Origin of the sequence: Bradyrhizobium sp. CB3481 (assembly GCF_029714305.1) — a bacterium.
GTDB lineage: Bacteria > Pseudomonadota > Alphaproteobacteria > Rhizobiales > Xanthobacteraceae > Bradyrhizobium.
The window spans coordinates 6,416,243-6,438,979 of sequence record NZ_CP121647.1 but is presented as its reverse complement, the minus strand read 5'-3'; the positions used below and the strand labels follow the sequence as shown (position 1 = coordinate 6,438,979).

The 22,737-nt window shown below is 64.3% G+C and carries 21 protein-coding genes, 1 tRNA gene and 1 riboswitch; of the genes, 12 read left to right on the top strand and 10 right to left on the bottom strand.

The window, feature by feature from the left end:
- Nucleotides 1-74 precede the first annotated feature (74 nt).
- Complete coding sequence (locus QA643_RS31225) at nucleotides 75-1,028, top strand: ring-cleaving dioxygenase (protein WP_283029505.1); 954 nt, start codon at nucleotides 75-77, stop codon at nucleotides 1,026-1,028.
- A gap of 97 nt (nucleotides 1,029-1,125) precedes the next feature.
- Here QA643_RS31225 and QA643_RS31220 read toward each other — a convergent pair whose 3' ends face one another.
- The gene (locus QA643_RS31220) at nucleotides 1,126-1,341 is read right to left on the bottom strand and encodes a hypothetical protein (RefSeq protein WP_283029504.1); all 216 of its coding nucleotides are present in this window, start codon (nucleotides 1,339-1,341) and stop codon (nucleotides 1,126-1,128) included.
- Between the two features lie 651 nt (nucleotides 1,342-1,992).
- Here QA643_RS31220 and QA643_RS31215 point away from each other — a divergent pair.
- The gene (locus QA643_RS31215) at nucleotides 1,993-3,162 is read left to right on the top strand and encodes a hypothetical protein (protein WP_283029503.1); all 1,170 of its coding nucleotides are present in this window, start codon (nucleotides 1,993-1,995) and stop codon (nucleotides 3,160-3,162) included.
- A 122-nt stretch (nucleotides 3,163-3,284) separates the two neighbouring features.
- Nucleotides 3,285-3,659: a GcrA family cell cycle regulator gene (locus QA643_RS31210; protein ID WP_283029502.1), complete on the top strand. Its 375-nt coding sequence runs from the start codon at nucleotides 3,285-3,287 to the stop codon at nucleotides 3,657-3,659.
- 160 nt (nucleotides 3,660-3,819) lie between these two features.
- Here QA643_RS31210 and QA643_RS31205 read toward each other — a convergent pair whose 3' ends face one another.
- Both QA643_RS31205 and QA643_RS31200 read right to left on the bottom strand, forming a co-directional pair.
- Nucleotides 3,820-5,124: a peptidase M15 gene (locus QA643_RS31205; RefSeq protein WP_283029501.1), complete on the bottom strand. Its 1,305-nt coding sequence runs from the start codon at nucleotides 5,122-5,124 to the stop codon at nucleotides 3,820-3,822.
- 310 nt (nucleotides 5,125-5,434) lie between these two features.
- Nucleotides 5,435-7,216, bottom strand: coding sequence for an acyl-CoA dehydrogenase (locus QA643_RS31200; RefSeq protein ID WP_283029500.1), 1,782 nt, complete (start codon nucleotides 7,214-7,216; stop codon nucleotides 5,435-5,437).
- Between the two features lie 288 nt (nucleotides 7,217-7,504).
- Between QA643_RS31200 and QA643_RS31195 the strand changes: the two genes are divergently transcribed.
- Together QA643_RS31195 and QA643_RS31190 are read left to right on the top strand one after the other, a co-directional pair.
- Nucleotides 7,505-7,579 (top strand) — tRNA-Gln (locus tag QA643_RS31195).
- Between the two features lie 588 nt (nucleotides 7,580-8,167).
- A complete protein-coding gene (locus QA643_RS31190) occupies nucleotides 8,168-8,974 on the top strand; it encodes an amidohydrolase family protein (protein ID WP_283029499.1) in 807 nt (268 codons plus the stop codon).
- 55 nt (nucleotides 8,975-9,029) lie between these two features.
- On the opposite strand, the gene QA643_RS31185 is transcribed toward QA643_RS31190, so the two are convergent.
- The 4 genes from QA643_RS31185 to QA643_RS31170 all read right to left on the bottom strand — a co-directional run bounded on the left by QA643_RS31185 (nucleotide 9,030) and on the right by QA643_RS31170 (nucleotide 11,093).
- Complete coding sequence (locus QA643_RS31185) at nucleotides 9,030-9,590, bottom strand: HD domain-containing protein (RefSeq protein WP_283029498.1); 561 nt, start codon at nucleotides 9,588-9,590, stop codon at nucleotides 9,030-9,032.
- A 281-nt stretch (nucleotides 9,591-9,871) separates the two neighbouring features.
- Nucleotides 9,872-10,579, bottom strand: a complete 708-nt coding sequence (locus QA643_RS31180; protein WP_283029497.1) for a CbtA family protein — start codon at nucleotides 10,577-10,579, stop codon at nucleotides 9,872-9,874.
- Between the two features lie 6 nt (nucleotides 10,580-10,585).
- Nucleotides 10,586-10,774, bottom strand: a complete 189-nt coding sequence (locus QA643_RS31175) for a CbtB domain-containing protein (protein WP_283034982.1) — start codon at nucleotides 10,772-10,774, stop codon at nucleotides 10,586-10,588.
- Nucleotides 10,775-10,820: 46 nt separating this feature from the next.
- On the bottom strand, nucleotides 10,821-11,093 hold the full coding sequence (locus tag QA643_RS31170; protein ID WP_283029496.1) for a hypothetical protein: 273 nt from the start codon (nucleotides 11,091-11,093) through the stop codon (nucleotides 10,821-10,823).
- A 125-nt stretch (nucleotides 11,094-11,218) separates the two neighbouring features.
- Between QA643_RS31170 and QA643_RS31165 the strand changes: the two genes are divergently transcribed.
- Nucleotides 11,219-11,737, top strand: a complete 519-nt coding sequence (locus QA643_RS31165; protein ID WP_283029495.1) for a protein tyrosine phosphatase — start codon at nucleotides 11,219-11,221, stop codon at nucleotides 11,735-11,737.
- On the opposite strand, the gene QA643_RS31160 is transcribed toward QA643_RS31165, so the two are convergent.
- Together QA643_RS31160 and cobT are read right to left on the bottom strand one after the other, a co-directional pair.
- A complete protein-coding gene (locus QA643_RS31160; protein WP_283029494.1) occupies nucleotides 11,727-12,491 on the bottom strand; it encodes an adenosylcobinamide-GDP ribazoletransferase in 765 nt (254 codons plus the stop codon). The two genes, QA643_RS31165 and QA643_RS31160, sit on opposite strands and share 11 nt — an antisense overlap.
- 1 nt (nucleotide 12,492) lies before the next feature.
- Entirely contained in the window at nucleotides 12,493-13,548 is a 1,056-nt protein-coding gene (gene cobT / locus QA643_RS31155) for a nicotinate-nucleotide--dimethylbenzimidazole phosphoribosyltransferase (RefSeq protein ID WP_283029493.1), read from the bottom strand.
- A gap of 96 nt (nucleotides 13,549-13,644) precedes the next feature.
- Nucleotides 13,645-13,837: riboswitch (cobalamin riboswitch) on the top strand.
- Between the two features lie 109 nt (nucleotides 13,838-13,946).
- On the opposite strand from cobT, the gene QA643_RS31150 reads away from it, so the two are divergent.
- From QA643_RS31150 to QA643_RS31125, 6 genes are read left to right on the top strand one after another with little or no spacing between them, the layout of a single operon-like run.
- Nucleotides 13,947-14,399 carry a DUF1636 domain-containing protein gene (locus QA643_RS31150; RefSeq protein WP_283029492.1) on the top strand — a complete coding sequence of 151 codons (453 nt, stop codon included), beginning with the start codon at nucleotides 13,947-13,949 and terminating at the stop codon, nucleotides 14,397-14,399.
- Nucleotides 14,396-14,920, top strand: a complete 525-nt coding sequence (gene cobU / locus QA643_RS31145; RefSeq protein ID WP_283029491.1) for a bifunctional adenosylcobinamide kinase/adenosylcobinamide-phosphate guanylyltransferase — start codon at nucleotides 14,396-14,398, stop codon at nucleotides 14,918-14,920. The genes QA643_RS31150 and cobU overlap by 4 nt, the downstream gene beginning before the upstream one ends.
- A gap of 13 nt (nucleotides 14,921-14,933) precedes the next feature.
- The gene (gene cobW / locus QA643_RS31140) at nucleotides 14,934-15,947 is read left to right on the top strand and encodes a cobalamin biosynthesis protein CobW (protein WP_283029490.1); all 1,014 of its coding nucleotides are present in this window, start codon (nucleotides 14,934-14,936) and stop codon (nucleotides 15,945-15,947) included.
- An 18-nt stretch (nucleotides 15,948-15,965) separates the two neighbouring features.
- The gene (gene cobN, locus QA643_RS31135; protein WP_283029489.1) at nucleotides 15,966-19,676 is read left to right on the top strand and encodes a cobaltochelatase subunit CobN; all 3,711 of its coding nucleotides are present in this window, start codon (nucleotides 15,966-15,968) and stop codon (nucleotides 19,674-19,676) included.
- Nucleotides 19,673-20,305: a cob(I)yrinic acid a,c-diamide adenosyltransferase gene (gene cobO, locus QA643_RS31130; RefSeq protein ID WP_283029488.1), complete on the top strand. Its 633-nt coding sequence runs from the start codon at nucleotides 19,673-19,675 to the stop codon at nucleotides 20,303-20,305. Before cobN ends, cobO begins: the two co-directional genes overlap by 4 nt.
- Nucleotides 20,305-21,792, top strand: coding sequence for a cobyric acid synthase (locus tag QA643_RS31125; protein WP_283029487.1), 1,488 nt, complete (start codon nucleotides 20,305-20,307; stop codon nucleotides 21,790-21,792). The genes cobO and QA643_RS31125 overlap by 1 nt, the downstream gene beginning before the upstream one ends.
- Here the strand turns inward: QA643_RS31125 and cbiB are convergent.
- Nucleotides 21,765-22,736 (bottom strand): adenosylcobinamide-phosphate synthase CbiB, encoded by a 972-nt coding sequence (gene cbiB / locus QA643_RS31120; protein WP_283029486.1) that lies wholly within the window; start codon nucleotides 22,734-22,736, stop codon nucleotides 21,765-21,767. The genes QA643_RS31125 and cbiB overlap by 28 nt on opposite strands.
- Between the last annotated feature and the right edge of the window lies 1 nt (nucleotide 22,737).

Below are 22,737 nucleotides of genomic sequence, written 5' to 3'. Positions count from 1 at the left end.
CTGGTCAATCATCGGGCCACATCCTACATGATCCGGCAAGGGGCCAAACCGTCCGCGTTCACAGGGTTAATGCAATGCAGCTAGGCGGAATTCATCATCTGACCGCGATCTCCGCGAAGCCGCGGGAGAATCTGGCTTTTTACGCCGGCCTGCTCGGCATGCGGCTGGTCAAGAAGACCGTGAACCAGGACGACGTCAGCGCCTATCACCTGTTCTATGCGGACGGCAAAGCCAGTCCTGGCACGGATCTCACTTTCTTCGATTTTCCCATCCCGCCCGAGCGTCGTGGAACCAATTCGATCTCGCGCACAGGCCTGCGCGTCGCCGGCGAGGAGAGCCTCGGTTGGTGGCGGGATCGCCTCAAGAAGGCCGGGGTGGCGGCCCGCGATGTCGTCGAAGTCGACGGGCGGCTGACGCTACCGTTTGAGGACGGCGAGGGGCAACGTCTGGTGCTGATCGACGACGGCGGTCGCGGCTCGGCTTCGCCCTGGGAGCGAAGTCCGGTGCCCTTGGAGCACCAGATCCGCGGGCTCGGCCCGATCGTGCTGACCGTGCATGAGCTGTCGCGCACCGCCTTTGTGCTGACCGAGGTGATGAACATGCGCCGCGTGCGCGAGTATGCGGCGCATGGCGCGGAGATCCATGTCTTCGAGATGGGTGAGGCAAGGGGAGAGAGTAGCCTTGCCGCCGAACTGCATGTGCTCGAGGACAAGGCTGCTCCGGTGGCACGGCAGGGTGCCGGCGGTGTGCATCATGTCGCCTTCCGCACGCCTGACGAGGCGCAGTATCACGCCTGGACACAGCGCCTGAACGAGCTGCGCGTGCCCAACAGCGGCGAGATCGACCGCTTCTATTTCCGCAGCCTGTATTTCCGCGAGCCCAACGGCATCCTGTTCGAGATCGCCACCGACGGCCCAGGCTTTGCGACGGATGAGCCGATGGAAAGTCTCGGCGAGCGATTGGCGCTGCCGCCCTTCCTCGAACCGCGCCGCGCGGCGATCGAGGCCGGGCTGAAGCCGATCGAATGAATTTCGTAGGATGGGTAGAGCGAAGCGAAACCCATCAACTGGTACCGCGCATGCGGCACGATGATGGGTTTCGCTTCGCTCTACCCATCCTACGAGCTTACGCTTCGTTCTTCGGCACGTATTTGCCGAGCACGCATTTGTAGCTCTGCAATCGCCAGGCGTGATACGGCCCTTTGGCGAGCCAGTCGGCGATGCCGATTTGCGCGTTGACGGCGCAGGCGCCCATCGTGATGCCGGACTGCTCGCTGGTGGTGACGACCTTTTCGAGGCAGAGCTGGCTGTTGCAGAGAACGGCGATAAGAGTAACGAGCATGGCAACCTTCGTTGTTGAATCTCCGGCTCGCTCACGCCATGCAGGGTTCGTGCCAGCGATGGTGTACGCGCGGCCTTCAAAAAATCGGCCCGTAAAACTACGCACTTCAAAACCGCGCCGTTTCCGGCACGGGACGGTCTATTCGAGCACTCAACGGAAAAACGATTGCTGTAAAAGTAGAATCCGGCAGCGGCCGATTCGCAAAGCGTAGAACTACGGCCTCCGCGCCGGATTAGTCGCCACTGTCATTATGCGGCAACAGTGCTGGATGGCGTCGTTCGGGACGCGCCGATGCCTGCAGCGGCGGGAATTGCATCCTTGCAGGAGAACTCGCTCCAGCCGAGAACGAATTGTTGGTTCGCGATCCGCATTCCGACTCAATTCCAACATCGCGCCGTGCTCATCTCGCTCGCAGCGTGTGAGACTGTTCCGTGCTGAAGCGCAGGATGCGGCATTCGTGCAACAACTGTCGTCCTAAATTCAGCAAGGCGCATCGTTAGGCAGCGATGGGCTGCGCGTACGGATATAATCCGCGGCCAACAGTTCGAGTAGGGGATTCTCGATGTCGAAGTTTGCGATGGGCACGCGACGCGTCGCTGGCGGCCGACGACCGGCGAAGTTGACTTTCACACGGGCGAGATGGGGGGCTGCATGACCAGTCGGCCAATTCCGCGTGCGATATCCGCGGCTGAGCTGACGGACGATGGTGGTGCCGTGCGCCGCAGGCTTCTTGACGATCTGGCTAGCGCCGCGAATCGCGCGCCAAGGTTGGTGACGGCACCCGCCGAGGAGGTGAGCGTCGAGGCCCCTGCGGAGGCGCCGGTGCCGGCCACAAAGCGCACCCGCGCCGGTTCTGCCGCAACTCGCGCCAAGGGCACCAAGACCAAGGCGGCCAAGACATCCACGGCCAAGGCATCTACGGCGAAGACAACCACGGCGAAGACGGTCGAGGCCGGCGCAGCCGACGTCAAGGCAGCCGAGCCCGATGTCGAGCCGGAGGCGGCCATGCCGCTTGAGCCGCCGCCGATTTCGGTCGCGCCCGTCGCACCGGTGGCCGTTTCCACAGTTCCGGTCTCACCAAGGCGCGAACGCACCAGCCGCACCTTTGCCGTCGTGGCCGCGCTCGCGCTGGCGACGGTGGCGGCCTATTTCTCGGTCGCCGGCATGGCGGAAATATTTCCCGGCGATCCGGTCGGGGTCATGGTGCTCGCCGCCACGATGGAGGCCGGCAAGCTCGTGATCGCCGGCTGGCTGGCCGCGCACTGGCGCCAGACCAGCTGGAAAATGCGCTCGGTCATGGTCGCTCTTGTCGCCGGCCTTGCGCTGATCAACGCCGCCGGCGTGTTCGGCAAGCTGGTCGAAGCGCATGTCAGCGTCGCGGCGACCGCGCGCTCGGGTGTCGGCGAGCGCATTGAAGCGCTCGACGCCCGCGTGGTGGCGCAAACCGCCGCCGTCGCCGATCTCGCCAGTCGGATCGCGCAGATCGACCGGGCCGTCGATGAATCGACACGGCGCGGCCGGGTGACGCGGGCCCTCAACATCGTGACGCAAGAGCGCGCGACACGGGACGGGCTGGATACGCAGCGGCAGGCGGCTACCGCAGCCCTGGTTGGATTGCAGGCGCAGCGCGCCGCGCTGGCCGGCGAGCGCTCGCGCATCGAAGCCTCCGCGGGCCCGATCCAGTATCTTGCGATGATGGTCGGCGCCGCGCCCGAAGTCGCGGTGCGCTGGCTGATACTGCTGATGGTGCTGTGCTGCGATCCCGCAGCGATCGCGCTGACGGTCGCTGCGGCCGGCTCGCGCGCAAGAGAGTCGAGGTAACGACCGACGTCGCCGGTTCGAGTCGGCACTGATGATCGCTGCATTAACGACGAGATGAAGTGTCGGCGGCGCGATATCAGCAATGACTGGCCTCTCGCAAAGATCAGGCGTATAGTGTTCCCATGAGTTGGGATGCGAACGACGTAGCACTGCTCAAACAGCTCTGGGCCGAAGGCCACAGCGCCGGTCAGATCGCAAGCAGGCTCGGTCACAGCCGTAACGCCGTCAGCGCCAAGCTGAAACGCTTGGGGCACAAGCGGGGTCACAAGCCGCCGACAGCCAGCCCGAAGATCGTTTCAGTGCCGATGCGAAGGCCAAAGCTGGCGGCAGCCTGCGACCGTCCTGTGGACAGGGTGGTGTCCAGGCCCAAGGCGTCGAAGTCCAAGACTTCCAGGTCCAGGACGTCTAAGTCCAAGACGGTCGCGGCGCCGACGCGGGAGTTCACCAAACGCGAACTCTTCGCCATGCTGGCTGATGCGGTCAGGAACACCGGCTGAATTCAGAAGTACCTGTCAAGGCCGGGCATAGCCGTCTGACGGATGGCGCCGCTTGCGCTTGCCACGGCCGGCCGTCCTCGTCTTTTTATTCGGCGACCAAAAACGTGAATGCCCGGGACAAGCCCGGGCATGACGAGTTCTCCGGATCAAATCGAACCGCTTACATGGTCCTCGCTCGCGCGAGCTTCGCGGTCTTGGCCCCCTTGGCGATTTTAGCGGTCTTGCCGTGCTTCGCCTTGCTGCGATCGTCCCGCGCCGCCTGCCGGCTGTTCTTCTTGGCCTTCGTCTCCGCGACGTGCTTCTTCCTATCCTTGGCCTTCGTCTCCGCGACCTCGGTCTTCTTGCCCTTGGCCTCCGCGACCTCCGTCTTCGCGCCGCCGCGGCGGGAGACATATTCCCGACCGTCCATCGGCGCGACGTGGGGCGGGTCTCGGTCGAGATAGGGCCGTCCGATCCCAAAATCCTTGCCGTTCGCGTCGATCCACTTCCAGAGCTTCTCGGTGGAGACCCATCGCTGCGCCCGGGTCGCGCCCTTGACGCTCACGATGTCGGCCGCAAGCCCGTGGCCATAGCCGCCGCGCGTGCTGCCGCCATGGTAGGATCGGTCGCTGGCCGCCTTCAAACCGCTCGCGATCGACTGACGGTAGTCATCGCGGAACGCACTGGTGATGCCGGGGTGCAGCCCGGCCTGTTCCGCGGCATGAAGCGTATGAAAGAGCTTCAGCTTGAAGGTTCGGTCCATGCCGCCGATCACATAATCCATCATCGTCATGCCGGCTCGTTCGGCGGCCTTCGGATCCTTCCAGGTAAAGTCCTGGTCGACACGCTTGGTGAAGGTTCTGGTGACCGTTCTCATCTTGCCCTTGCGCTTGATCGTCACCTTGCGCCGTTCATGCACCGCGATGGCGTCGATCTTGGGTGCCCGTTCGTAGAGCGTCCAGAGATAGCGGTCGATGCAGATCTCCGCGACCAGGCACTCCTCGTTGATTTCGAGGATGGGCACCCCTGGCTGGGGATTGTCGGCCACCGCATCAGCCGGGGTTATCATTGCCAATTCGGTGGACGGTGGCTCGGGCGGCAGCACCTGCGCAGAATCGATCGGCGAGATCTCGAAAAGCGATATCGGCTCATAAGTGGCAAGCTGCGCCGCCGTTTCGGCGACCTTCTTCATTACGGACTCAGGCGCCGCCGGCACAATGATTTCAGCGGTGTCGGCACTGGCCAGAACGATCTTTTGGGGTGTGTCGATCTGCGGCGGGTCCGCCGGTGCAACGTTTACGACGACAGCTGGCGCGCTGCGTTCCACGGCCGGCACCGCGCCGGTCCTCTCGACCGACGCGCTGACCTGCTGGATCGGAGCTGAGCCGAGGCCGGCGAGCCAGGCGAGAACACAACTCGCAAGAGCCGTGCCCGCGAGAGCATTGATTCGGCGTTGCGCCTTCGTCGCCAATCGCCAAGGGTCCATGATCCGGCCTCCCCATGGCTCCACAGGGAGCCCGATTACAAGCCAAGCACGCGACGACGCATATTGTTCGGATTACGAAATGAATGCGCAACGGCCGACATTACGGGAGTGGCCCCTTTTTTCATCGGTGTTGCTTCGATATCACGCGCTGCGATGGAACTTATTGTGCAATTTCGGGACGTTATGTGCTCCACGCGATAGAAACATGAGCGGTGTAATAGGGCGGAGCGGACAGCGTAGTCCGCCGAAATATCTCCTCGGGTCACGGCGGTACGGTGGTTACGTTTCCTGTGATCCACCCCACGAATCCTCATCCCAGCAACACCGCATCCGCTCCGTTCACGGCGTCCGCCGACTCCGTCACGGTCTTCTCCAGCGAGGCGGATTGCACGGTGATGTTCTCGGCAAAGAACCGTGCCACCGTCACATAGCGCTGGGGATCGCCGGCCTCGCCATGGCTTTTGGCGGCGAGCGCTTCGCCGGCCAGCATGCAGCCGCCGAGCGTCGCGCCGAACAGGCGCAGGTAAGGCGTCGCGCCGGCGAGCGCGTCGTTCGGCGCCGAGCCGACGCGCTCCAGCAGCCATTTGCTGGCGCGCTCCAGCGAGCCAAGCGCGTCGCGCAGCTTTGCGCCCGTGGTGCCGAAAGCGGGATCGTTCGAGGTTTCGACCTGCTTGACGATGCCGCTGAGCTCAGCAAGCAACGCCCAGACCGATGCGCCGCCATTCACGGCGAGCTTGCGCGTCACGAGGTCGATCGACTGGATGCCGTTGGTGCCCTCATAGATCGAGGTGATGCGGGCGTCGCGATAATGCTGCGCGGCGCCGGTTTCCTCGATGAAGCCCATGCCGCCGTGAATCTGCACGCCGAGATAGGCCACCTCGTTGCCGATGTCGGTGGAGAACGCCTTGGCGATCGGCGTCAGCAGCGCGCCGCGCGCGGCGGCATCGGCCCGCACCTTCGGGTCAGTGGCGCGCGCGGCGACGTCGAGCGCAACGGCGGTGGCGTAGCAGATCGAGCGCGCCGCCGCCGTCATGCTGCGCATCTGCAGCAGCATGCGCTTGACGTCGGGATGGACGATGATCGGATCGAGCCCGTCGCCCTTCTTGCCGACGGCGCGGCCCTGGCGGCGTTCCTGCGCATAGGCCAGCGCCTGCTGGTAGGCGCGATCGGCGATGCCGACGCCTTCGAGCCCGACGCCAAGGCGGGCCTGGTTCATCATCGTGAACATGCACTGCATGCCCTTGTTTTCCTCGCCGATCAGGTAACCAATCGCGCCGCCCTGATCGCCCATCGTCATGGTGCAGGTGGGGGAGGCGTGCATGCCGAGCTTGTGTTCGACGCCCGACGGATAGATGTCATTACGTGCGCCGAGCGAGCCGTCGGCATTGACGAGGAATTTCGGAATCAGGAACAGCGAAATCCCCTTGGTGCCCGCGGGCGCATCAGGCAGGCGCGCCAGCACGAAATGCACGATGTTGTCGGTCATGTCGTGGTCGCCATAGGTGATGAAGATCTTGGAGCCCTTGATGCGGTAGGTGCCGTCAGCGGCGCGCTCGGCGCGGGTGCGCAGCGCGCCGACATCGGAGCCGGCCTGCGGCTCCGTGAGCTGCATGGTGCCGGTCCACTCGCCGGAGACCAGCTTGGCCAGATAGATCTTCTTCAGCTCCTCGCTGCCGTGGGCGTCGAGCGCCTCGATCGCGGACAGCGTCAGCAGCGGGCAAAGGCCGAACGCGATGTTGGACGCGCTCCAGATTTCGGTGCAGGCGGCGTTGATCGCCAGCGGCAGTCCCTGGCCGCCGAAGGCTTCCGGGCCCGATACCGCATTCCAGCCGGCGGCGGCCCAGCGCTGATAGGCGTCCGGCCAGCCTGGCGCGGTCGTCACCTTGTTGTCTTCGAGCTTGATGCCGTGTTCGTCGCCCACCCGATTCAGCGGCGCCAGCACGTCGCCGGCGAATTTGCCGGCTTCCTCCAACACGACGGCGGCAATGTCACCGTCGAAATCGCCGTAGTGGCCGGCCTTGACGGCCGCCTGCAGCCCTGCGCCGTGGTTCAGCGCGAGCAGGATATCGGAGATCGGCGCGCGGTAAGTCATGACGAAATCTCGCTTTGGGGACAATGATCTGTGGCCGTCTTCTCACGAAACCGGGGTTCTCTCAACTCTCCGCCGGGCGGTATTCGGCCGCGCTGTGGGTGCGAAACCGGCCGCGGATTGCCGCGTAGACGATCCTAATATAAAGGCTCGCGCCTGCCGGGGCGGATTTCAGGCGAGATTTGCGCTTCTAACCAGTTGAAATGGCTGAAGTCCCTCTATAGACCGGCGTTGTCCGAAACCGGTTCGCGCGGGGCGCATTTCCTCTCCGGCGCATCCGGTCCGGGCCGTTGGGGCGTAGCCAAGCGGTAAGGCAGCGGATTTTGATTCCGCCATTCGGAGGTTCGATCCCTCCCGCCCCAGCCAGTTGATATTGCTGCGCTAAATCGGTTCTTTCTTGCTGCATTTGGAAATGGCGGATTTCGCTGCCTGTCGATCGATAAAATGAAAGTGCAGCTCAACGACCTATGCGGCAGCTCTCAGAAATGGGATCGGCCGCCAATGTCGTGTGGGCTGCACGATAAATGGGCGAAAGCGGGAGAGACATATCCTTGCCGACAAAGAGCAACGCAATCGGAAGACGTGGCCCACACGGGGCAATTGCAGTCGCGCTATCTCTCCACGCAATCCACTCGGTGATCGCAGTCTTATCTCGACTGGTGGAGATTTGGCGGACCCGACATGATCGGAACGCGGCGAAGGCGATCATGCAGGGATCGTCAGCATCCGTTGCTCGGTTTCGAGAACGAAGTGCAGGCGGCCGGGCGTTGACTTTGGCTCAACCCACCGACCCTAGAAGTCGTTTGCGTGCGGCGGTGTCAAGTCATACCCAATGCTACCGGTGAGGTGACTACGATGAATCGATCCGCACGCTGACGGGGATGCTGCGGCGAACCGAGGTGAGACGTTCGTTCCCGATTTTGGACCGTTCGGAACTGTTGAGGCGAGGTATCTATGATTATCGATGCCTGGGGACAGCATCCCACATTGCGCCATAGCCAGGATCCGATCTTTGCTTCGCTGCGACGCTGGACCAAGCGCACCGCGCCGACCGAGGCGCCGCCGGTATCGGTGACGTTGGCCGCGATGGACAAGGGAGGCGTCGATCGCATGCTGATCAGCGCCTGGGTCGCGCCGCGCAATGTCATGATATCCAATGACGAGGTCGCTTCCTTCGTTGCCGAGTCCAACGGACGACTGGTCGGCGTCGGCTCGGTGGATATTTCCAGGCCGATGGAAGCAATTCGCGAAGTCAGGCGCTGTGTGCGCGAACTCGGCTTCAAGGCGATCCGGGTGCTGCCCTGGCTATGGGAGGTCCCGCCGAGCGATCGGCGATTCTATCCGGTCTATGTCGCCTGCGTCGAGGAGGGCGTGCCGTTCTGCACGCAGATCGGACACACCGGCCCCCTGATGCCCTCCGAGGTCGGGCGACCGATCTACCTCGATCGTGTCGCCCTCGATTTTCCAGAACTGGTCATCGTCGGTGGCCATATCGGTTATCCCTGGACCGATGAAGCAGTCGCCATCGCGACCAAGCACGAGAACGTCTATATCGACACCTCGGCATATACGGTGCGGCGCTATCCGCCGGCGCTCTTCGAATATCTCCGCAGTCACGGCGCCGCGAAGGTGCTGTTTGGCACCAACTATCCGATGATCGTACCCGACAAAGCGCTCGAAGGGCTCGATGCGCTCGGCCTCACCGAAGAGATCAAGGCAGCATTTCTCGGCGGCAACGCCGCGCGCGTCTTCCGCCTTTAGCGTGAGGCGCAACGCGCCTTCATTTGCAGCAATCCTGCCGGTCGACAGACCGGCCCTATTCGGCAGGAAGGGAAGAGACGGTCAGCGCAAGCTGCTGCGCCAGAGCGCCAGGGAGCACCGCGTTGAAAATCTCACTGAGCTGGCGGTAGTACCAAATGGTTCCGTCGCGTCCGCCTGTGAACCGGCCCCATAGCTCGTCGCCGATATTGCGGTAGTCGTTCAAGATCGCCTCGGCATTGTCGACCTTGTCGGCAAGGGATACGAGCAACGACGGGGGCGCCTTTTTCGGCAGCAGCGAGAGATAGGCTTCCTTCCGCGGTCGCCAGGCCGGCTTAGGCTCGATCCAGGAATCGGTGCAATCGGCCACGATCTGCGCGACATCGGCGCCGAACCGTTTCCTGACCTCATCGAGGGTCGCCTGGCCTCCCTGATCCTCGGCGGCGTCGTGGAGGAGCCCGGCGATGGCCTGCACCTCGGTCCCGCCGGCGGACAGCACCCGGCTGGAGACGCTCAACAGATGCGCGATATACGGGGTGCCGCTTCCTTTCCTGATCTGCGTCCGGTGAAGATCGGAGGCGTAGACAAGGGCTTCGTCATATAATCTGGAAAGTGCCATCGATTCTCCTTTAACATGGTATCCGGCCGTTTGGCTCCGCGCGTGGAGCACGTGCCGATACGGGTCTCGCGGTCCGTCCTATCTTCTCAAGATCCAAGAGCCGTTTCCTAGTTTTCCTAGCGTTTTCAGCGGTCGCGCGGAGCGCTGATTCTGGCTGAGTACCCTCCCGCCCGAGCCAGCCCGCCGACATCAGGTGAAACCACCGGAAACTCGGCCCGGCTGCGAGCTGATGCACAGCGCTGCCGCGCAGGTGCCGCGTTTTTCCAATCTGCTTTTGAAGACTACGCGCGCGAACGCGAGATGCGCTCGAACGCCAGGCTGGTCGCGACGCCTAACAGCGCCCAGAACAACAGGCTCGTGAGGGTCACCACGACGATAAATCGATGGGACAGCGCGGCAGGGACCGCGCTGTGAGATTCCGGTGCCACCGGCGCGCCGATCAGATGCGGCAGCGCGATCAGTGCCAGACCGAGGACCGCCGACCAGGCGGCCGGGATGAGAACCAGCAGAGCAAGCCCGCCTGCCGTGGCGGCGGCGGTAGCGATCCACCAGGTCTGCCGCGCCGTCAGATCGGCCACAGGCATGCCCGGCAATTCGGGAGGCAAGCCGAGGCCGGGGGCGGCCGTGAAAACCACAAAGCCCGCAAGGCCCCACAACAAGCCCTCCCGCCACGTCACATGTCGGCCCCGAATCGCATAGATGCCGGTGAGCAGCAGCGCAAAACCGATCGCGGTCAGAATATTGGCGCCGACTGTGAAGGCGTTGCGCTGAAAGCCTTCCTCAGGTTCCCACTCACTCTCCTGACGATGGGCCTTGTCTTGATCGTTGGCGGGCGAGGCGTGGCTATGCGTGGCGGCGGCCTTGCGTTCGTAGACCTCACTCTGCTGGATCAGCGGCACGGTGCCAAAGAACTGCGCAATCGAAATAATCACGCCGACGATCAAGCCGGCCAGCGCGGCTGAAAATACGATCGACCTGAAAACCGGCATGTGTCGTCAGTGACAGGGAAACGCATTGGCGTGGCGGACATCGTGCGCGGCATTGTGAACCGCACTGATATGCGAGAAGCCGACCACGCCGACGATGAATAGCCCCAAGGCCATCGCCAGCACAGCTTGCGCAATGGTGTTCGAATCGACTGAGCTGGCGGGGGCGTTGACGGTTTGGGATTGTTGCATGGCTATCCTCGAAGATGTTCATCTTTAGCCCAGATAGACTGCGAGCGCGACCTCATTTTTTTAGCTGCCGGGAGACATCCCGGCTGGTCAGGTGGAAATTCGCAGTCGTTGCCACTTCTGTTCGCAGCAGTTTCGCGCGGGCCGCCGCCTGAAACACCCCCTGATGAGTGTTGAAGAATTCGACGCATTGCCGCGGCGACGGCATTACCCGCAACAAGGTGCGGAACGCCCGGCGATGCACCATGCAGAGGCCATTGTGCTCCTCCGGCCGGAACGCCAGCGCGTCGATGTCATTCCGCCAAATGGGTGGTTTGCTTGATGGCATCAATCGATCTTCGGTGTGGCCCCGAGGGCTTGCTGTCCGTTAGTAGGCGCCGGTCGATTGACTCTTTACACCATCCGATGCCACGTCGCCGCATCATTCAAATGGTGAAGCCCGGTACCATACGCATGCCATGTCTTTACGTCTGCCCGCTCAGCGGATTGTCCGGTGTTGCGGCCGGGCTCAACCGGTTCGACCTGTTGACTCTGTTGTCGCCGGATCACAAGGGCGAGGACCATCGCGCGCTTGCCTGCGAGCGGCGTGCGGAATTGTCGTTTCACGACATTACGGAGGCGAGGCCGGGTCTTGTTGCGCCCGACCGTACAGCGATGCAGGCGATCCTCGATTTCGGGCGCGAGGCGCATGACCGCACCATGCTGATCCATTGTTGGGCCGGCATCAGTCGCTCGAGCGCTGCGGCCTATGTGATCGCCTGCGACCGCAATCCCGGCTTCGAGCGCGATATCGCCGAGGAATTGCGCCGCCGTGCGCCATCGGTGACGCCGAATCGGCTGATGGTGTCGCTGGCCGATGATTTGCTCGGACGTGGGGGCCGGATGGCGGAGGCGATCGATCGGATCGGCCGCGGTGCCGACGCATTCGAAGGCGAACCTTATCAGCTGCCGTTGTCGTGGCCTATCGGATGACGGCGGCGACGCCGAGCAGGAACCCGATCTCGAACACCTGCTCGATGGCGCCGAGCACGTCGCCGGTATATCCGCCGATCAGCCGGCGCGACCATATCGCGAGGGCTGCGGCCAGCGCGGCGCCGAGCAGCGCTCCTGCGAGCACCGAAGAGGCGGACATGAACGCCAGCGGCAGCACCGCAATGGCGACGGTGATCAGGGCAAACTGTATTTCCTGAGCGCGAACGGGCACCTCGGAATAATTGACCTTCATTGCCGTGGTATCGCCCGTGTAGTTCATGGCGTTGATGACAAAGCCCGGCGTGGCGCGCGCTGCGGCGTGGCTTGCGACCAGTGCGAAGGCGCCTGCCCATAGCGGCAGCTGCGTCAGCGCCGCGATGCGCAAGGCGACGCCGAAACCCAGCGCCAGCGCGCCGTAGGTTCCGATTCGGCTGTCCTTCATGATCTCCAGCCGTCGTTCGACGGTCCAGCCGCCGCCGAAGGCATCGACGGTGTCGGCCAGGCCGTCCTCGTGCAGCGCACCTGTGGTGATGGCGCCTGCGATGATCGCGAGCAGCGCCGCAACAAGCGGCCCCCAGATTTGTCCGGCAAGCAGCAGCACGACCGCCGAGCTGGCGCCGATGCCGATTCCCACCAGCGGAAAATATTTTAGGGATCGGGCCAGCCAGTCCGGCTGTGGCGCGGCTTTTGTCGGCGGCGTGGGCAGGATGGTGAGAAACCGCACGGCATCGAATAAGCGCTCGGTCTCGTTCATGTCAGATATTCCCGGCCAGAACGTCGCTGAGGTCGGCGACGTCGGTCACGAGCCGCGCGGCCGCGCGCAGCAGCGGCACGGCGAGGAGGGCGCCGGTGCCTTCACCGAGCCGCAGCCCGAGATCGAGCAATGGCTTCGCGCCGAACGCGGCGAGCACGATGTCGTGGCCCTTTTCGGCGGAGCGGTGCGCGAGCACGCAATAATCGCGAGCATCTGGACAGAGGCGGATCGCCACCAGCGCAGCCGCACTGGAGATAAAGCCGTCGATGACGACCGGGCGCCGCTTTGAGGCCGCCCCCAGCACCGCGCCGGCCATCATCGCAATTTCGAGCCCGCCGAACTCGCGAAGGACGTCCAGGGGAGAGCTGGCGTTGCTGCGCGCCGCGGCTTTGGCGATGGCGGCATGCTTGCGCGCCATGCCCGGATCATCCTGCCCGGCGCCGATCCCAATACATTCGTCAAGCGGCGCCGGTGCCAGGCGATGCACCAGCAGGGCAGAGGAGGCGGTGTTGCCGATGCCCATTTCGCCGAGCGCGATGATATCGGCGCCCGCCGCAATCTCGGCAATCGCGAGCGCACAGCCTTTGGCTAGCGCATCCCGGGCCTGTTGCATCGTCATCGCCGGCTCGCGTGCGGCGTTGGCGGTGCCCATCCGGACCTTGGCGCCGATCAAATCGGGATGCGCGGGCAGTTCGGCGGCCACCCCGGCGTCCACGACGCGAATCTCGACATCGGCTGCGGCGGCAAACGCATTGGCGCTGGCGCGGCCTGCCAAATAGGTCTTCACCATCGCGACCGTCACGGCCGACGGATATTGCGACACGCCTTCCTCGGTGAGGCCATGGTCGCCGGCGAACACCAGCAGCACGGCTTTGTCGGCCTTGGGGGGCGCCGGATGCGCGATCATGCCAAGCTGGACAGCGAGGTCCTCGATGCGTCCGAGCGAACCCGGAGGCTTGGCCTTCCCGTCGATTCGCGCGCGCATCGTTGCCTCCAACTCCTGATTGAGCGGGGGAACGAGCGGCGGTTGCCAAAGCGGTCGGGATTCAGTCGTCATGGGGTTCCTTTGCGGGGCCTACCTGACCCAACAGCCCGTGTCAGGTCAATCCGACCAGACCCAAGGCCACACCGGTTGACCCCAGCTACTGCGGCGGCTAGCGTCATCGGCGATGGTCCTCCCGCGAGGGAGGTGAAAAGGGAAGCCGGTGCGAGTTCTCTCAATGCCGGCGCTGCCCCCGCAACTGTAAGCGACGAGCCCCGAGCCGATGCCACTGGGTAATCCCGGGAAGGCGGCTGATGGCAACGACCCGCGAGCCAGGAGACCTGCCATCACGAACTGTGCTTTGGAGGCGTCGTCGGGGCGGGGTGCACCGGACGGGAGCGAGCCTGACGGCGACGAGCCGTCGGCGCGACCCAACAAAGCTCGTGGCCCAACGGCCGTGATGTGAGCCTGTGATGGATCGCGAGAAGGCTGAGCAAAATCCCGCTGATTTGGCGTTGGCTGAAGCTGCGCGTGTCAATGCGCCGAACGGCCCCACATTCGTAAGCGTGTGCATCACCTGCAAGACCGCCGATGGCGGTGCGGTGGTCGGCCCTGACATGTTTGAAGCGGTCAAGGCCGCGATCGGTTCGTCCGATCACGTTCAGGTGCGGCCGGTGCAATGCCTTAGCGTCTGCAAGCGGCCCGCAACCGTCGCGGTGTCAAGCGCGGATGGTTACACTTTTTTGTTCGGCGACCTGCAGACCGAGAGCGGCACCGCGGCGCTGGTAGCGTTCGTCGAGTCGTACCGGACGTCCGATTACGGCCTGGTGCCGTGGCGCGAACGTGCCGAGGTGCTGCGCAAGGGCATGGTGGCGCGAGTGCCGCCGATGCGCTGGTCGCCCGACGATGGCAGCGCACCGAAATGACAGTTCTTGCCACCACACTTGTGCTGGGCGGCGCGCGCTCCGGCAAATCCGCCTTTGCCGAGCGATTGATCGGCGACAGCGGACTCGCGCGGGTCTATCTGGCTACTGCGACTGCTGATGATGACGAGATGCGCTCGCGCATCGCCCATCATCGTCAGCGGCGGGGCGACGGTTGGATCACTGTCGAGGAGCCGCTGGCGCTGGTCGATGCACTGACCCGGGAGGCCACCCATGGCCGTGCCGTGCTGGTGGACTGCCTGACCTTGTGGCTGTCAAACCTGATGTTCGCCGAGCGCGATGTCGAAGTGGAAGCGCGCCGGCTCACGCGATTTCTCGGAGTGGCCCAATATCCCGTCGTTCTGGTCTCGAACGAGGTCGGCCTCGGTCTCGTGCCCGAGACGCCGCTCGGCCGCAGCTTTCGCGACGCCCAGGGCCGCCTCAACCAGATCGTCGCCGCCACCGTTCCCAATGTTGTGTTTGTCGCTGCCGGGCTTCCGCTCTGGCTGAAGCGGTCGCCTTAAGGAGAATATTGCAATGTCCCGTGTCCCCGTCACCGTGCTCACCGGCTTTCTCGGCGCCGGCAAGACCACGCTGCTGCGTTCGCTGCTGACGCAGGCCGATGGCCGCCGCATCGCCGTGATCGTCAATGAATTCGGCGACGCCGGATTTGACGGCGGACTTGTTGAGGAGTGCGCCGCAAAGGCCTGCGCGCCCGGTGATATCGTCGAACTCACCAACGGCTGTATCTGCTGCACGGTGGCCGATGATTTCATCCCGACCATGGACAAATTGCTGGCGCGCGACCGGCCGCTGGATGCTATCGTCATCGAGACCTCGGGCCTGGCCTTGCCGCAACCGCTATTGAAGGCGTTCGACTGGCCCGCCGTGCGCACCCGTGCCACGGTCGACGGCGTGGTCACGGTGGTCGACGCGCTGGCGCTGTCGGAAGGCCGCGTCACCATCGATGAGGATGCTGTTGCCGCGCAACGGGCCGCCGATGATTCCCTCGATCACGATGATCCGATCGAGGAGGTGTTCGAGGATCAGCTTGCCTGCGCTGATCTCGTGGTGCTTTCCAAGAGCGATCTGGTTTCACCGGCGGCGTTGGCTGAAATCGAGGCGCGTCTCAAGGCCGTGCTGCGACCCGGCGTCAACATGGTGCGTTCCAAGGGCGACCTGGCGGCGCCGGTTTTGATCGGCCTGAACGCCGCCGCGGAAGACGACATGGCAGCGCGCGCCGGCCATCACGGCGAGGAGGAGGAGCACGACCACGACGATTTCGACAGCATCGTCGTGATGCCGCCCGCGGCAGCCAGCGTCGATGCCATGCGCGCGCGCGTCACTAGCGCCCTGAATCTCACTGGCGTGTTGCGCGTCAAAGGGCACGCCCGCATCCACGACAAGTCAGCACCGATCGTGGTGCAGGGCGTGGGCGGGCGGGTTGATCTCGCATTCGCGCGTCCCGACGCGAAGCAGGCCGAGCATCTGGTGGTGATCGGCCTGAAGGGTTTTGATAGCGATGCGGTTCGCCGGGCTCTGCAGGGGTAGCAAAGGACTTGCACGCGGATGCACCTGAAGCTCGACACCGGCGGCAGTATCGATGATGGCGACGTCGCCCGCGATCTCGGGCAGGAGCCTGCCGATATCGTCGTGCTGTCGGCGGCCGATAGCGACCTCGCCGCCTTCGGTGCGGCCCATGCGACGCTGGCCGGCAGCTTTCCGAGCGTGCGGCTGACCAACCTGCTGGCGCTCGGGCATCCGGCTTCCGTCGATCTCTATGTCGAGCGCACGCTGTGCAGGGCCAGGATCGTGGTGCTCAGAATGCTTGGTGGTGAAAGCTACTGGCCGCACGGTGTCGAGAGCCTGCGTGCCGACGCGCTGCGTCGCGGCGCGCTGTTCGCATGCATACCCGGCGAGATGGACTGGAACGCCGCCCTTGCGGCGCGCGGCACGCTCGGCCGTGATGAAACCCACGCGCTCTGGCGCTATTGCAGCGAAGGCGGCGTCGAGAATGCAGAACTCGCGCTGCGTTTCGCTGCGCATTTGATCGGACACGGCGAGGCACCGCCGCCGGCGAGGCCGATGCCGTCGGCCGGCTTCTGGCGCGGTGAACCTGATAACGATGCACGGCCCAATGCCGTTGTCATCTTCTACCGCGCGCTGGTCGCGGGTGGCGATACCGCCGGGATCGATGCGTTGCGGGCGGCGCTTCTGGCGAGAGGTCTCAATGCAGTCTGCCTGTTCGTCACCAGCCTGAAGGATCAACGGTCGGCGGCGTTCCTGCGTGCGGCGCTGTCGGCGTATCCGCCCGATATCATCGTCAACGCCACCGCATTTGCCACGGCAACCGCTGACGATGATGCGGGCATCCTTGCGACATCCGACTGCCCGGTTCTGCAGGTGGCGCAGGCCGGCATATCCCGCGCGAATTGGGAAGGCTCGTCACGCGGACTTAATCCGCGCGATCTCGCCATGCATGTGGTGCTGCCGGAAGTCGATGGCCGCATCTTTGCCAACGTCATCGCCTTCAAGGAGCGCGGCGAGAGCGCGGCCGGTTTTGCGCCGACGACATTCCAGCCTGTCGCCGATCGCATCAACGCGACCGCCGAACTCGCGCTGGCCTGGGTGCGATTGCGCCGGGCTGAGCCGCCTGCACGCCGCGTCGCCATTGTGCTCGCGAATTATCCCAACCGCGACGGCCGGCTCGCTAACGGCGTCGGTCTCGATACGCCGCAAAGCCTGATCGATGTTCTCGCCGCGATGCGCGGCGAAGGCTATCTCACCGGCGAGGCGCCGGATGACGCCGCCGCGATGCTGGCGCTGTTGCAGGAAGGTCCGACCAACGCCATCGAGGGCCGCGCGTTACGTTCCGGCGGCGTATCGTGGCCGCTCGCGAATTACGCGGCTGCGTTCGCTGAACTGCCTGAGAACGTGCAGCGCGCGGTTAATTCTCGATGGGGAAAGCCGCAGCAGGACCCGCATGTCATCGCAGGAGAATTTCGCCTCGGCCTGCATCGCTTCGGCGACGTCGTCGTCGGCGTGCAGCCGGCACGTGGTTACAATATCGATCCCAAGAGCACCTATCACGATCCCGACCTGGCGCCGCCGCATCACTATCTCGCATTTTACCTGTGGCTGCGGCGCGAATTCGCTCCGCATGCCATCGTGCATCTGGGCAAGCACGGCAATCTCGAATGGCTGCCCGGCAAGAGCACCGGCCTATCTGTGGATTGCCTTCCGGATGTGGTGCTGGGGCCGTTGCCGCATCTGTATCCCTTTATCGTCAACGATCCCGGCGAGGGCATCCAGGCCAAGCGCCGCACCAGCGCCGTCATTATCGATCATTTGACGCCGCCGATGACCCGTGCCGAATTGCACGACGACCTGGCGCGGCTGGAGACGCTGGTCGACGAATATGCGCTCGCCGCTGATCTCGACCCGAAGCGGGCCACCGTTCTTGCGGAGGATATCCTGTCGCTGGCGCGGGCGCAGCGGCTCGATGCGGACGTCAATGTAACGCGGGACACGCCGACCAACGAGGCCCTGCGCGCGCTCGACGCGCATCTCTGCGATCTCAAGGAAATGCAGATCCGCGACGGCCTGCATGTGTTTGGCCGCGTGCCGGCCGACGGCCAGCGCAACGACCTCATCGTTTCGATCGCACGACTGCCACGCTCGGATCTGAAGCCGCAGGATGCTTCACTGCATCGGGCGCTTGCGCGCGATCTCGGCCTTGGCGAATTCGATCCGCTGACCCGCGATCTCGCCGCCGGGTTCGAAGGACCGCGGCCGGCAATCCTGGAAAAAGCCAGCAGTGCTGCATGGCGCACAGCGGGTGATACCGTCGAGCGGATCGAATGGCTCGCCCTTCAACTGGTCGCCGGCGCGCTGCCCTGCGATGACGGCTGGAGCCGGACGCGGGAGGTGCTGGAATGGATCGATGCCAAACTCGGTCCAGTCATTGACGCCTGCGGGGCGGCCGAGATCGGCGCATTTCTGCGCGGGCTGGATGGCCGGTTCGTTCGGCCCGGTCCATCCGGTGCGCCGACGCGGGGACGGCCGGATGTGCTGCCGACGGGCCGTAATTTCTTCGCGGTCGACGTGCGGGCGGTGCCGACGCCTTCGGCATGGCGGATCGGCCAACTGGCAGCGGAACGCCTGGTCGAAGCCTATTGGCAGGAAGCCGGCGAATGGCCGCGCGCGATCGCGCTGTCGGCGTGGGGCACTGCCAACATGCGCACGGGCGGCGATGATGTCGCCCAAGCGCTTGCCCTGATCGGCGCACGCCCGTTATGGGAAGAGACGTCGGGCCGCGTCACGGGATTCGCCATTACGCCGCTCAGTGAATTGAAGCGTCCGCGGGTGGACGTTACGTTTCGCGTATCAGGACTATTCCGCGATGCGTTTCCGACGCAGATGGACATCATCGGAAGCGCCGTCAACGCCATCGCAATGCTCGATGAGCCGGAAGAAGCCAATCCGATTGCCGCCAATGTTCGTATCCGGCGCAATGCGCTTGAGGCCGGCGGCATGGACAGCAAGGTCGCGCAACGCCGCGCTGCATATCGCGTGTTTGGCTCGAAGCCCGGTGCCTATGGCGCGGGTCTCCAGGCGCTGATCGACGAAGGGGGCTGGAATTCGCGCGCCGACCTTGCCGACGTCTATCTCGATTGGGGCGGTTTTGCCTATGGCAGCGGCAGCGAAGGCGAGGGCGCACGCGACGATTTCGCCGAGCGCCTCAAGGGCGTCGATCTCGTCGCGCAGACCCAGGACAATCGCGAACACGATATCTTGGATTCCGACGACTACTATCAGTTCATGGGCGGTCTGGCAGCGACGGTGCAGACCCTGCGAGGACAGGCGCCGCGTGTTGCCCATATCGATACCTCGCGGCCGGAAGCCCCGCTGTCGCGGCCGCTCAGCCACGAAATCTCTCGCGTGGTGCGCGGCCGCGCCGCCAATCCGAAATGGATCGCCGGCGTGATGCGCCACGGCTACAAGGGCGTCTTCGAGATTGCCGCCACGGTGGACTATCTGTTTGGCTTCGCAGCCTCGACCAACGCCGTTTCCAACCATCATTTCGATCAACTGTTCGCTTCCTATCTGGAAGACGAGCGCGTACGAGACTTCATGTTATCAGCCAATCCGGCGGCGCTACGCGAGACTGCGGAGCGCTTTGCCGAGGCGATCCGGCGCGGATTGTGGACCCCGCGCTCCAATCGCGCCGCCGACCTGATCGCCGAACTCTTGCCGATAGCACAGAAGGAAATCGCATGACCGGAATCCCAACTGAAGCAGATCAAGCCGAGAACGAACGGCACCGCGAGAAGGCGCGCAAACACAAGGCGGCGCGTGACAAGATCATGGCGACCAAGACCGGCGAGAAGGGACTCTTGATCGTCAACACCGGGACCGGCAAGGGCAAGACATCGGCCGCGCTCGGCATGGTGTTCCGTCACATCGGCCACGGCTATCCCGTTGCGGTCGTGCAGTTCACCAAATCACCGGCGTGGGACACCGGCGAGGCCAAGGTGCTGGCGAAATTCCCGGAATTGGTGACGCTGCACATCATGGGCGAGGGGTTCACCTGGGAAACCCAGGACCGCGAGCGCGACATCGCCGCCGCCACCAAAGGCTGGGAACGCGCCAAGGAACTCATCCGCGACGATCGCCATCGCCTGGTGCTGCTCGACGAACTCAACATCGTGCTGCGCTACGATTACCTCGACCTCAACGACGTCCTGACCTTCCTGCGCGAGGAAAAGCCAGCCGACAAGCACGTCGTCATCACCGGCCGCAATGCCAAGCCGGAACTGATCGAGATGGCCGATCTCGTCACCGAAATGACGCTGGTGAAACACCCGTTCCGCGCGGGTGTAAAGGCGCAGAAGGGTATCGAATTCTGATGGAGCGGCCGACGCCTGCGCTGATGATCCAGGCCACCGGCTCCAACGCCGGCAAGTCGACGATTGTCGCAGGGCTTGCCCGGGCGCTGGTGCGGCGTGGTTTGAGGGTAGCGCCGTTCAAGCCGCAGAACATGTCGAACAATGCCGCCGTAGCGGTCGACGGCGGCGAGATCGGCCGCGCCCAGGCCGTGCAGGCGAGGGCGGCGAGGGTGCCGCCGAGCGTTCACATGAACCCGGTGCTGCTGAAACCGGAGACCGACACCGGCGCGCAAATCATTGTGCAGGGCAAGCGCTGGGGTACGCTGCGCGCAAAAAACTATCTGGACAAGAAAGCCGCCCTGCTGCCGGCGGTGCTGGAGAGTTTCGCTCATCTCGCGCGAGATGCCGATATCGTTTTGGTGGAGGGCGCCGGCAGCCCGGCGGAGATCAACCTTCGCGCCGGCGATATCGCCAATATGGGATTTGCGGCAGCCGCCAATGTGCCCGTGGTGATGCTCGGGGATATCGATCGCGGCGGCGTGATTGCGAGCCTGGCCGGTACGCATCTGGTTCTGGAGCCGGAGGAGCTGGCGCGGATCCACGGCTTTATCGTCAACAAGTTTCGCGGCGACGTTGGATTGTTCGGCGAGGGGCTCGCGGCAATCACGCGCTACACGGGCTGGCGATCGCTCGGCGTCGTACCGTGGTTGCCGCAGGCCGCATGGCTGCCGGCGGAAGACGCCGTCGATCTCGATCGTGCACATGAATCATCGTCCACGCGCGTCATCGCGGTGCCGGTTCTCGCCCGCATCGCCAATTTCGACGATCTCGATCCGCTGGGGATGGAGCCCGGCGTCAAGCTGGTATTCATCAAGCCCGGCGAGCCGATCCCCGCCGAGGCGCAAATCGTCATTTTGCCCGGCAGCAAGTCCACGATCGGCGATCTCGCCTTCTTACGCGCGCAGGGCTGGGACACCGACATCAAGGCGCATGTGCGCCGTGGCGGCCATGTGCTCGGGCTGTGCGGTGGTTATCAAATGCTCGGCCGCAACATCGCCGATCCGGACGGCGTAGATGGCCGGGCCGGCATGGTCGAGGGCCTGGGCTTGCTCGACATCACGACGGTCATGAGCGCAGAAAAATCCACCACGCTGATCAGCGGCAGGCATTGCGCGACGGGAACCGCGATCAGCGGCTACGAAATTCATCTCGGCCGCAGCGAAGGCGAAGATTGCGCGCGGCCCTTGCTTGACATCGACGGCCGTCCTGACGGCGCCAGTTCGGCCGATGGCCGCGTGCAGGGTACTTATATCCATGGCCTGTTCACCGGCGATACCTTTCGCAAGGCCTGGCTCATGCATTTCGGGATCGCATCGTCGCTGGCCTATGAGGCCCGCATCGAAGCGGCGCTGGACGCACTCGCCGACCATCTGGAACAGCATCTCGACATCGAGCAAATCTTGAAGATTGCCCGCAGCCGTCAGGCGGCCAGCACCAACGCGGCGTAGGCTGCTGCCTGCATCAGGCAAGCTGCGATCAACAAGTTGAGCGCACGGCCGATATCGCCGGGAGTCGCCTCTTTGCGTGCCTTCGCATTAAGAAAGGCATCGTCGACGATCCGTTCGGCGTAGCGGCGCGGACCCGCCAGCGCCAAGCCGAGCGCGCCGGCGGTGGCACTTTCCGGCCACCCGGCATTGGGGGAGCGATGTTTTCCGGCATCGCGCCACATCACCTTGAGTGCCGTTACTGTCGAGCCTCCTGCGACCGGTGCAACCGTCGCGATGAGCAATCCCGATAGCCGCGCCGGGATCAGATTGACGAGATCGTCCAACCGGGCGGCAGCCCAACCGAAGGACTGGTATCGCGGACTGAGATGCCCGATCATGGAATCGGCGGTATTGATGGCCTTGTAGGCGATCAGGCCCGGCAGCCCCAGGAGCGCCAGCCAGAATGCCGGCGCCACCACGCCGTCGGAGAAGTTCTCGGCGCAGGATTCGATGGCCGCGCGGCTGACGCCCGCCTCGTCGAGCTGATCCGGATCGCGGCCGACGATCATGGAAACGGCACCGCGTGCTTTGGAAAGCCCGCCATCGGCGAACGCCGCGCGTACCCGTGCGACATGCTGATAGAGGCTGCGCTGCGCGATCAGCGTCGATGCAACCAGTCCAACCAGCAGATGGCCGAACGCGACCTGCCGCAATACCAACTCGATCAAGCATCCGCACACGGCCGAAATAACCAGCAACAAGCCGACGACACTTGCGCCGGCCAATTTTCGGTGCATCGGCGGCCATGCGTCGCGATTAAGCGTGCGGTCGAGAAATCCAATGAGCGCGCCGACCAGGACCACCGGATGCGGTAGCCGCCGCCATAGCCAGGCCGGATCTCCGATCAAGGCGTCGAATGCCAGGGCCGCTACAACAACAACGAGCGTATCGCCCCAGATCAACACG

Coding starts and splice junctions, on each gene's coding strand:
- cobW (WP_283029490.1), top strand. CDS start 14,934: ATGTCCCGTGTCCCCGTCACCGTGCTCACCGGCTTTCTCGGCGCCGGC.
- QA643_RS31200 (WP_283029500.1), bottom strand. CDS start 7,216: ATGACTTACCGCGCGCCGATCTCCGATATCCTGCTCGCGCTGAACCAC.
- QA643_RS31150 (WP_283029492.1), top strand. CDS start 13,947: ATGGATCGCGAGAAGGCTGAGCAAAATCCCGCTGATTTGGCGTTGGCT.
- QA643_RS31225 (WP_283029505.1), top strand. CDS start 75: ATGCAGCTAGGCGGAATTCATCATCTGACCGCGATCTCCGCGAAGCCG.
- QA643_RS31185 (WP_283029498.1), bottom strand. CDS start 9,590: ATGGCACTTTCCAGATTATATGACGAAGCCCTTGTCTACGCCTCCGAT.
- QA643_RS31125 (WP_283029487.1), top strand. CDS start 20,305: ATGGAGCGGCCGACGCCTGCGCTGATGATCCAGGCCACCGGCTCCAAC.
- QA643_RS31220 (WP_283029504.1), bottom strand. CDS start 1,341: ATGCTCGTTACTCTTATCGCCGTTCTCTGCAACAGCCAGCTCTGCCTC.
- QA643_RS31205 (WP_283029501.1), bottom strand. CDS start 5,124: ATGGACCCTTGGCGATTGGCGACGAAGGCGCAACGCCGAATCAATGCT.
- QA643_RS31210 (WP_283029502.1), top strand. CDS start 3,285: ATGAGTTGGGATGCGAACGACGTAGCACTGCTCAAACAGCTCTGGGCC.
- cobT (WP_283029493.1), bottom strand. CDS start 13,548: ATGACGACTGAATCCCGACCGCTTTGGCAACCGCCGCTCGTTCCCCCG.
- QA643_RS31180 (WP_283029497.1), bottom strand. CDS start 10,579: ATGCCGGTTTTCAGGTCGATCGTATTTTCAGCCGCGCTGGCCGGCTTG.
- QA643_RS31160 (WP_283029494.1), bottom strand. CDS start 12,491: ATGAACGAGACCGAGCGCTTATTCGATGCCGTGCGGTTTCTCACCATC.
- QA643_RS31190 (WP_283029499.1), top strand. CDS start 8,168: ATGATTATCGATGCCTGGGGACAGCATCCCACATTGCGCCATAGCCAG.
- cobO (WP_283029488.1), top strand. CDS start 19,673: ATGACCGGAATCCCAACTGAAGCAGATCAAGCCGAGAACGAACGGCAC.
- QA643_RS31165 (WP_283029495.1), top strand. CDS start 11,219: ATGCCATGTCTTTACGTCTGCCCGCTCAGCGGATTGTCCGGTGTTGCG.
- cobN (WP_283029489.1), top strand. CDS start 15,966: ATGCACCTGAAGCTCGACACCGGCGGCAGTATCGATGATGGCGACGTC.
- cobU (WP_283029491.1), top strand. CDS start 14,396: ATGACAGTTCTTGCCACCACACTTGTGCTGGGCGGCGCGCGCTCCGGC.
- QA643_RS31215 (WP_283029503.1), top strand. CDS start 1,993: ATGACCAGTCGGCCAATTCCGCGTGCGATATCCGCGGCTGAGCTGACG.
- QA643_RS31170 (WP_283029496.1), bottom strand. CDS start 11,093: ATGCCATCAAGCAAACCACCCATTTGGCGGAATGACATCGACGCGCTG.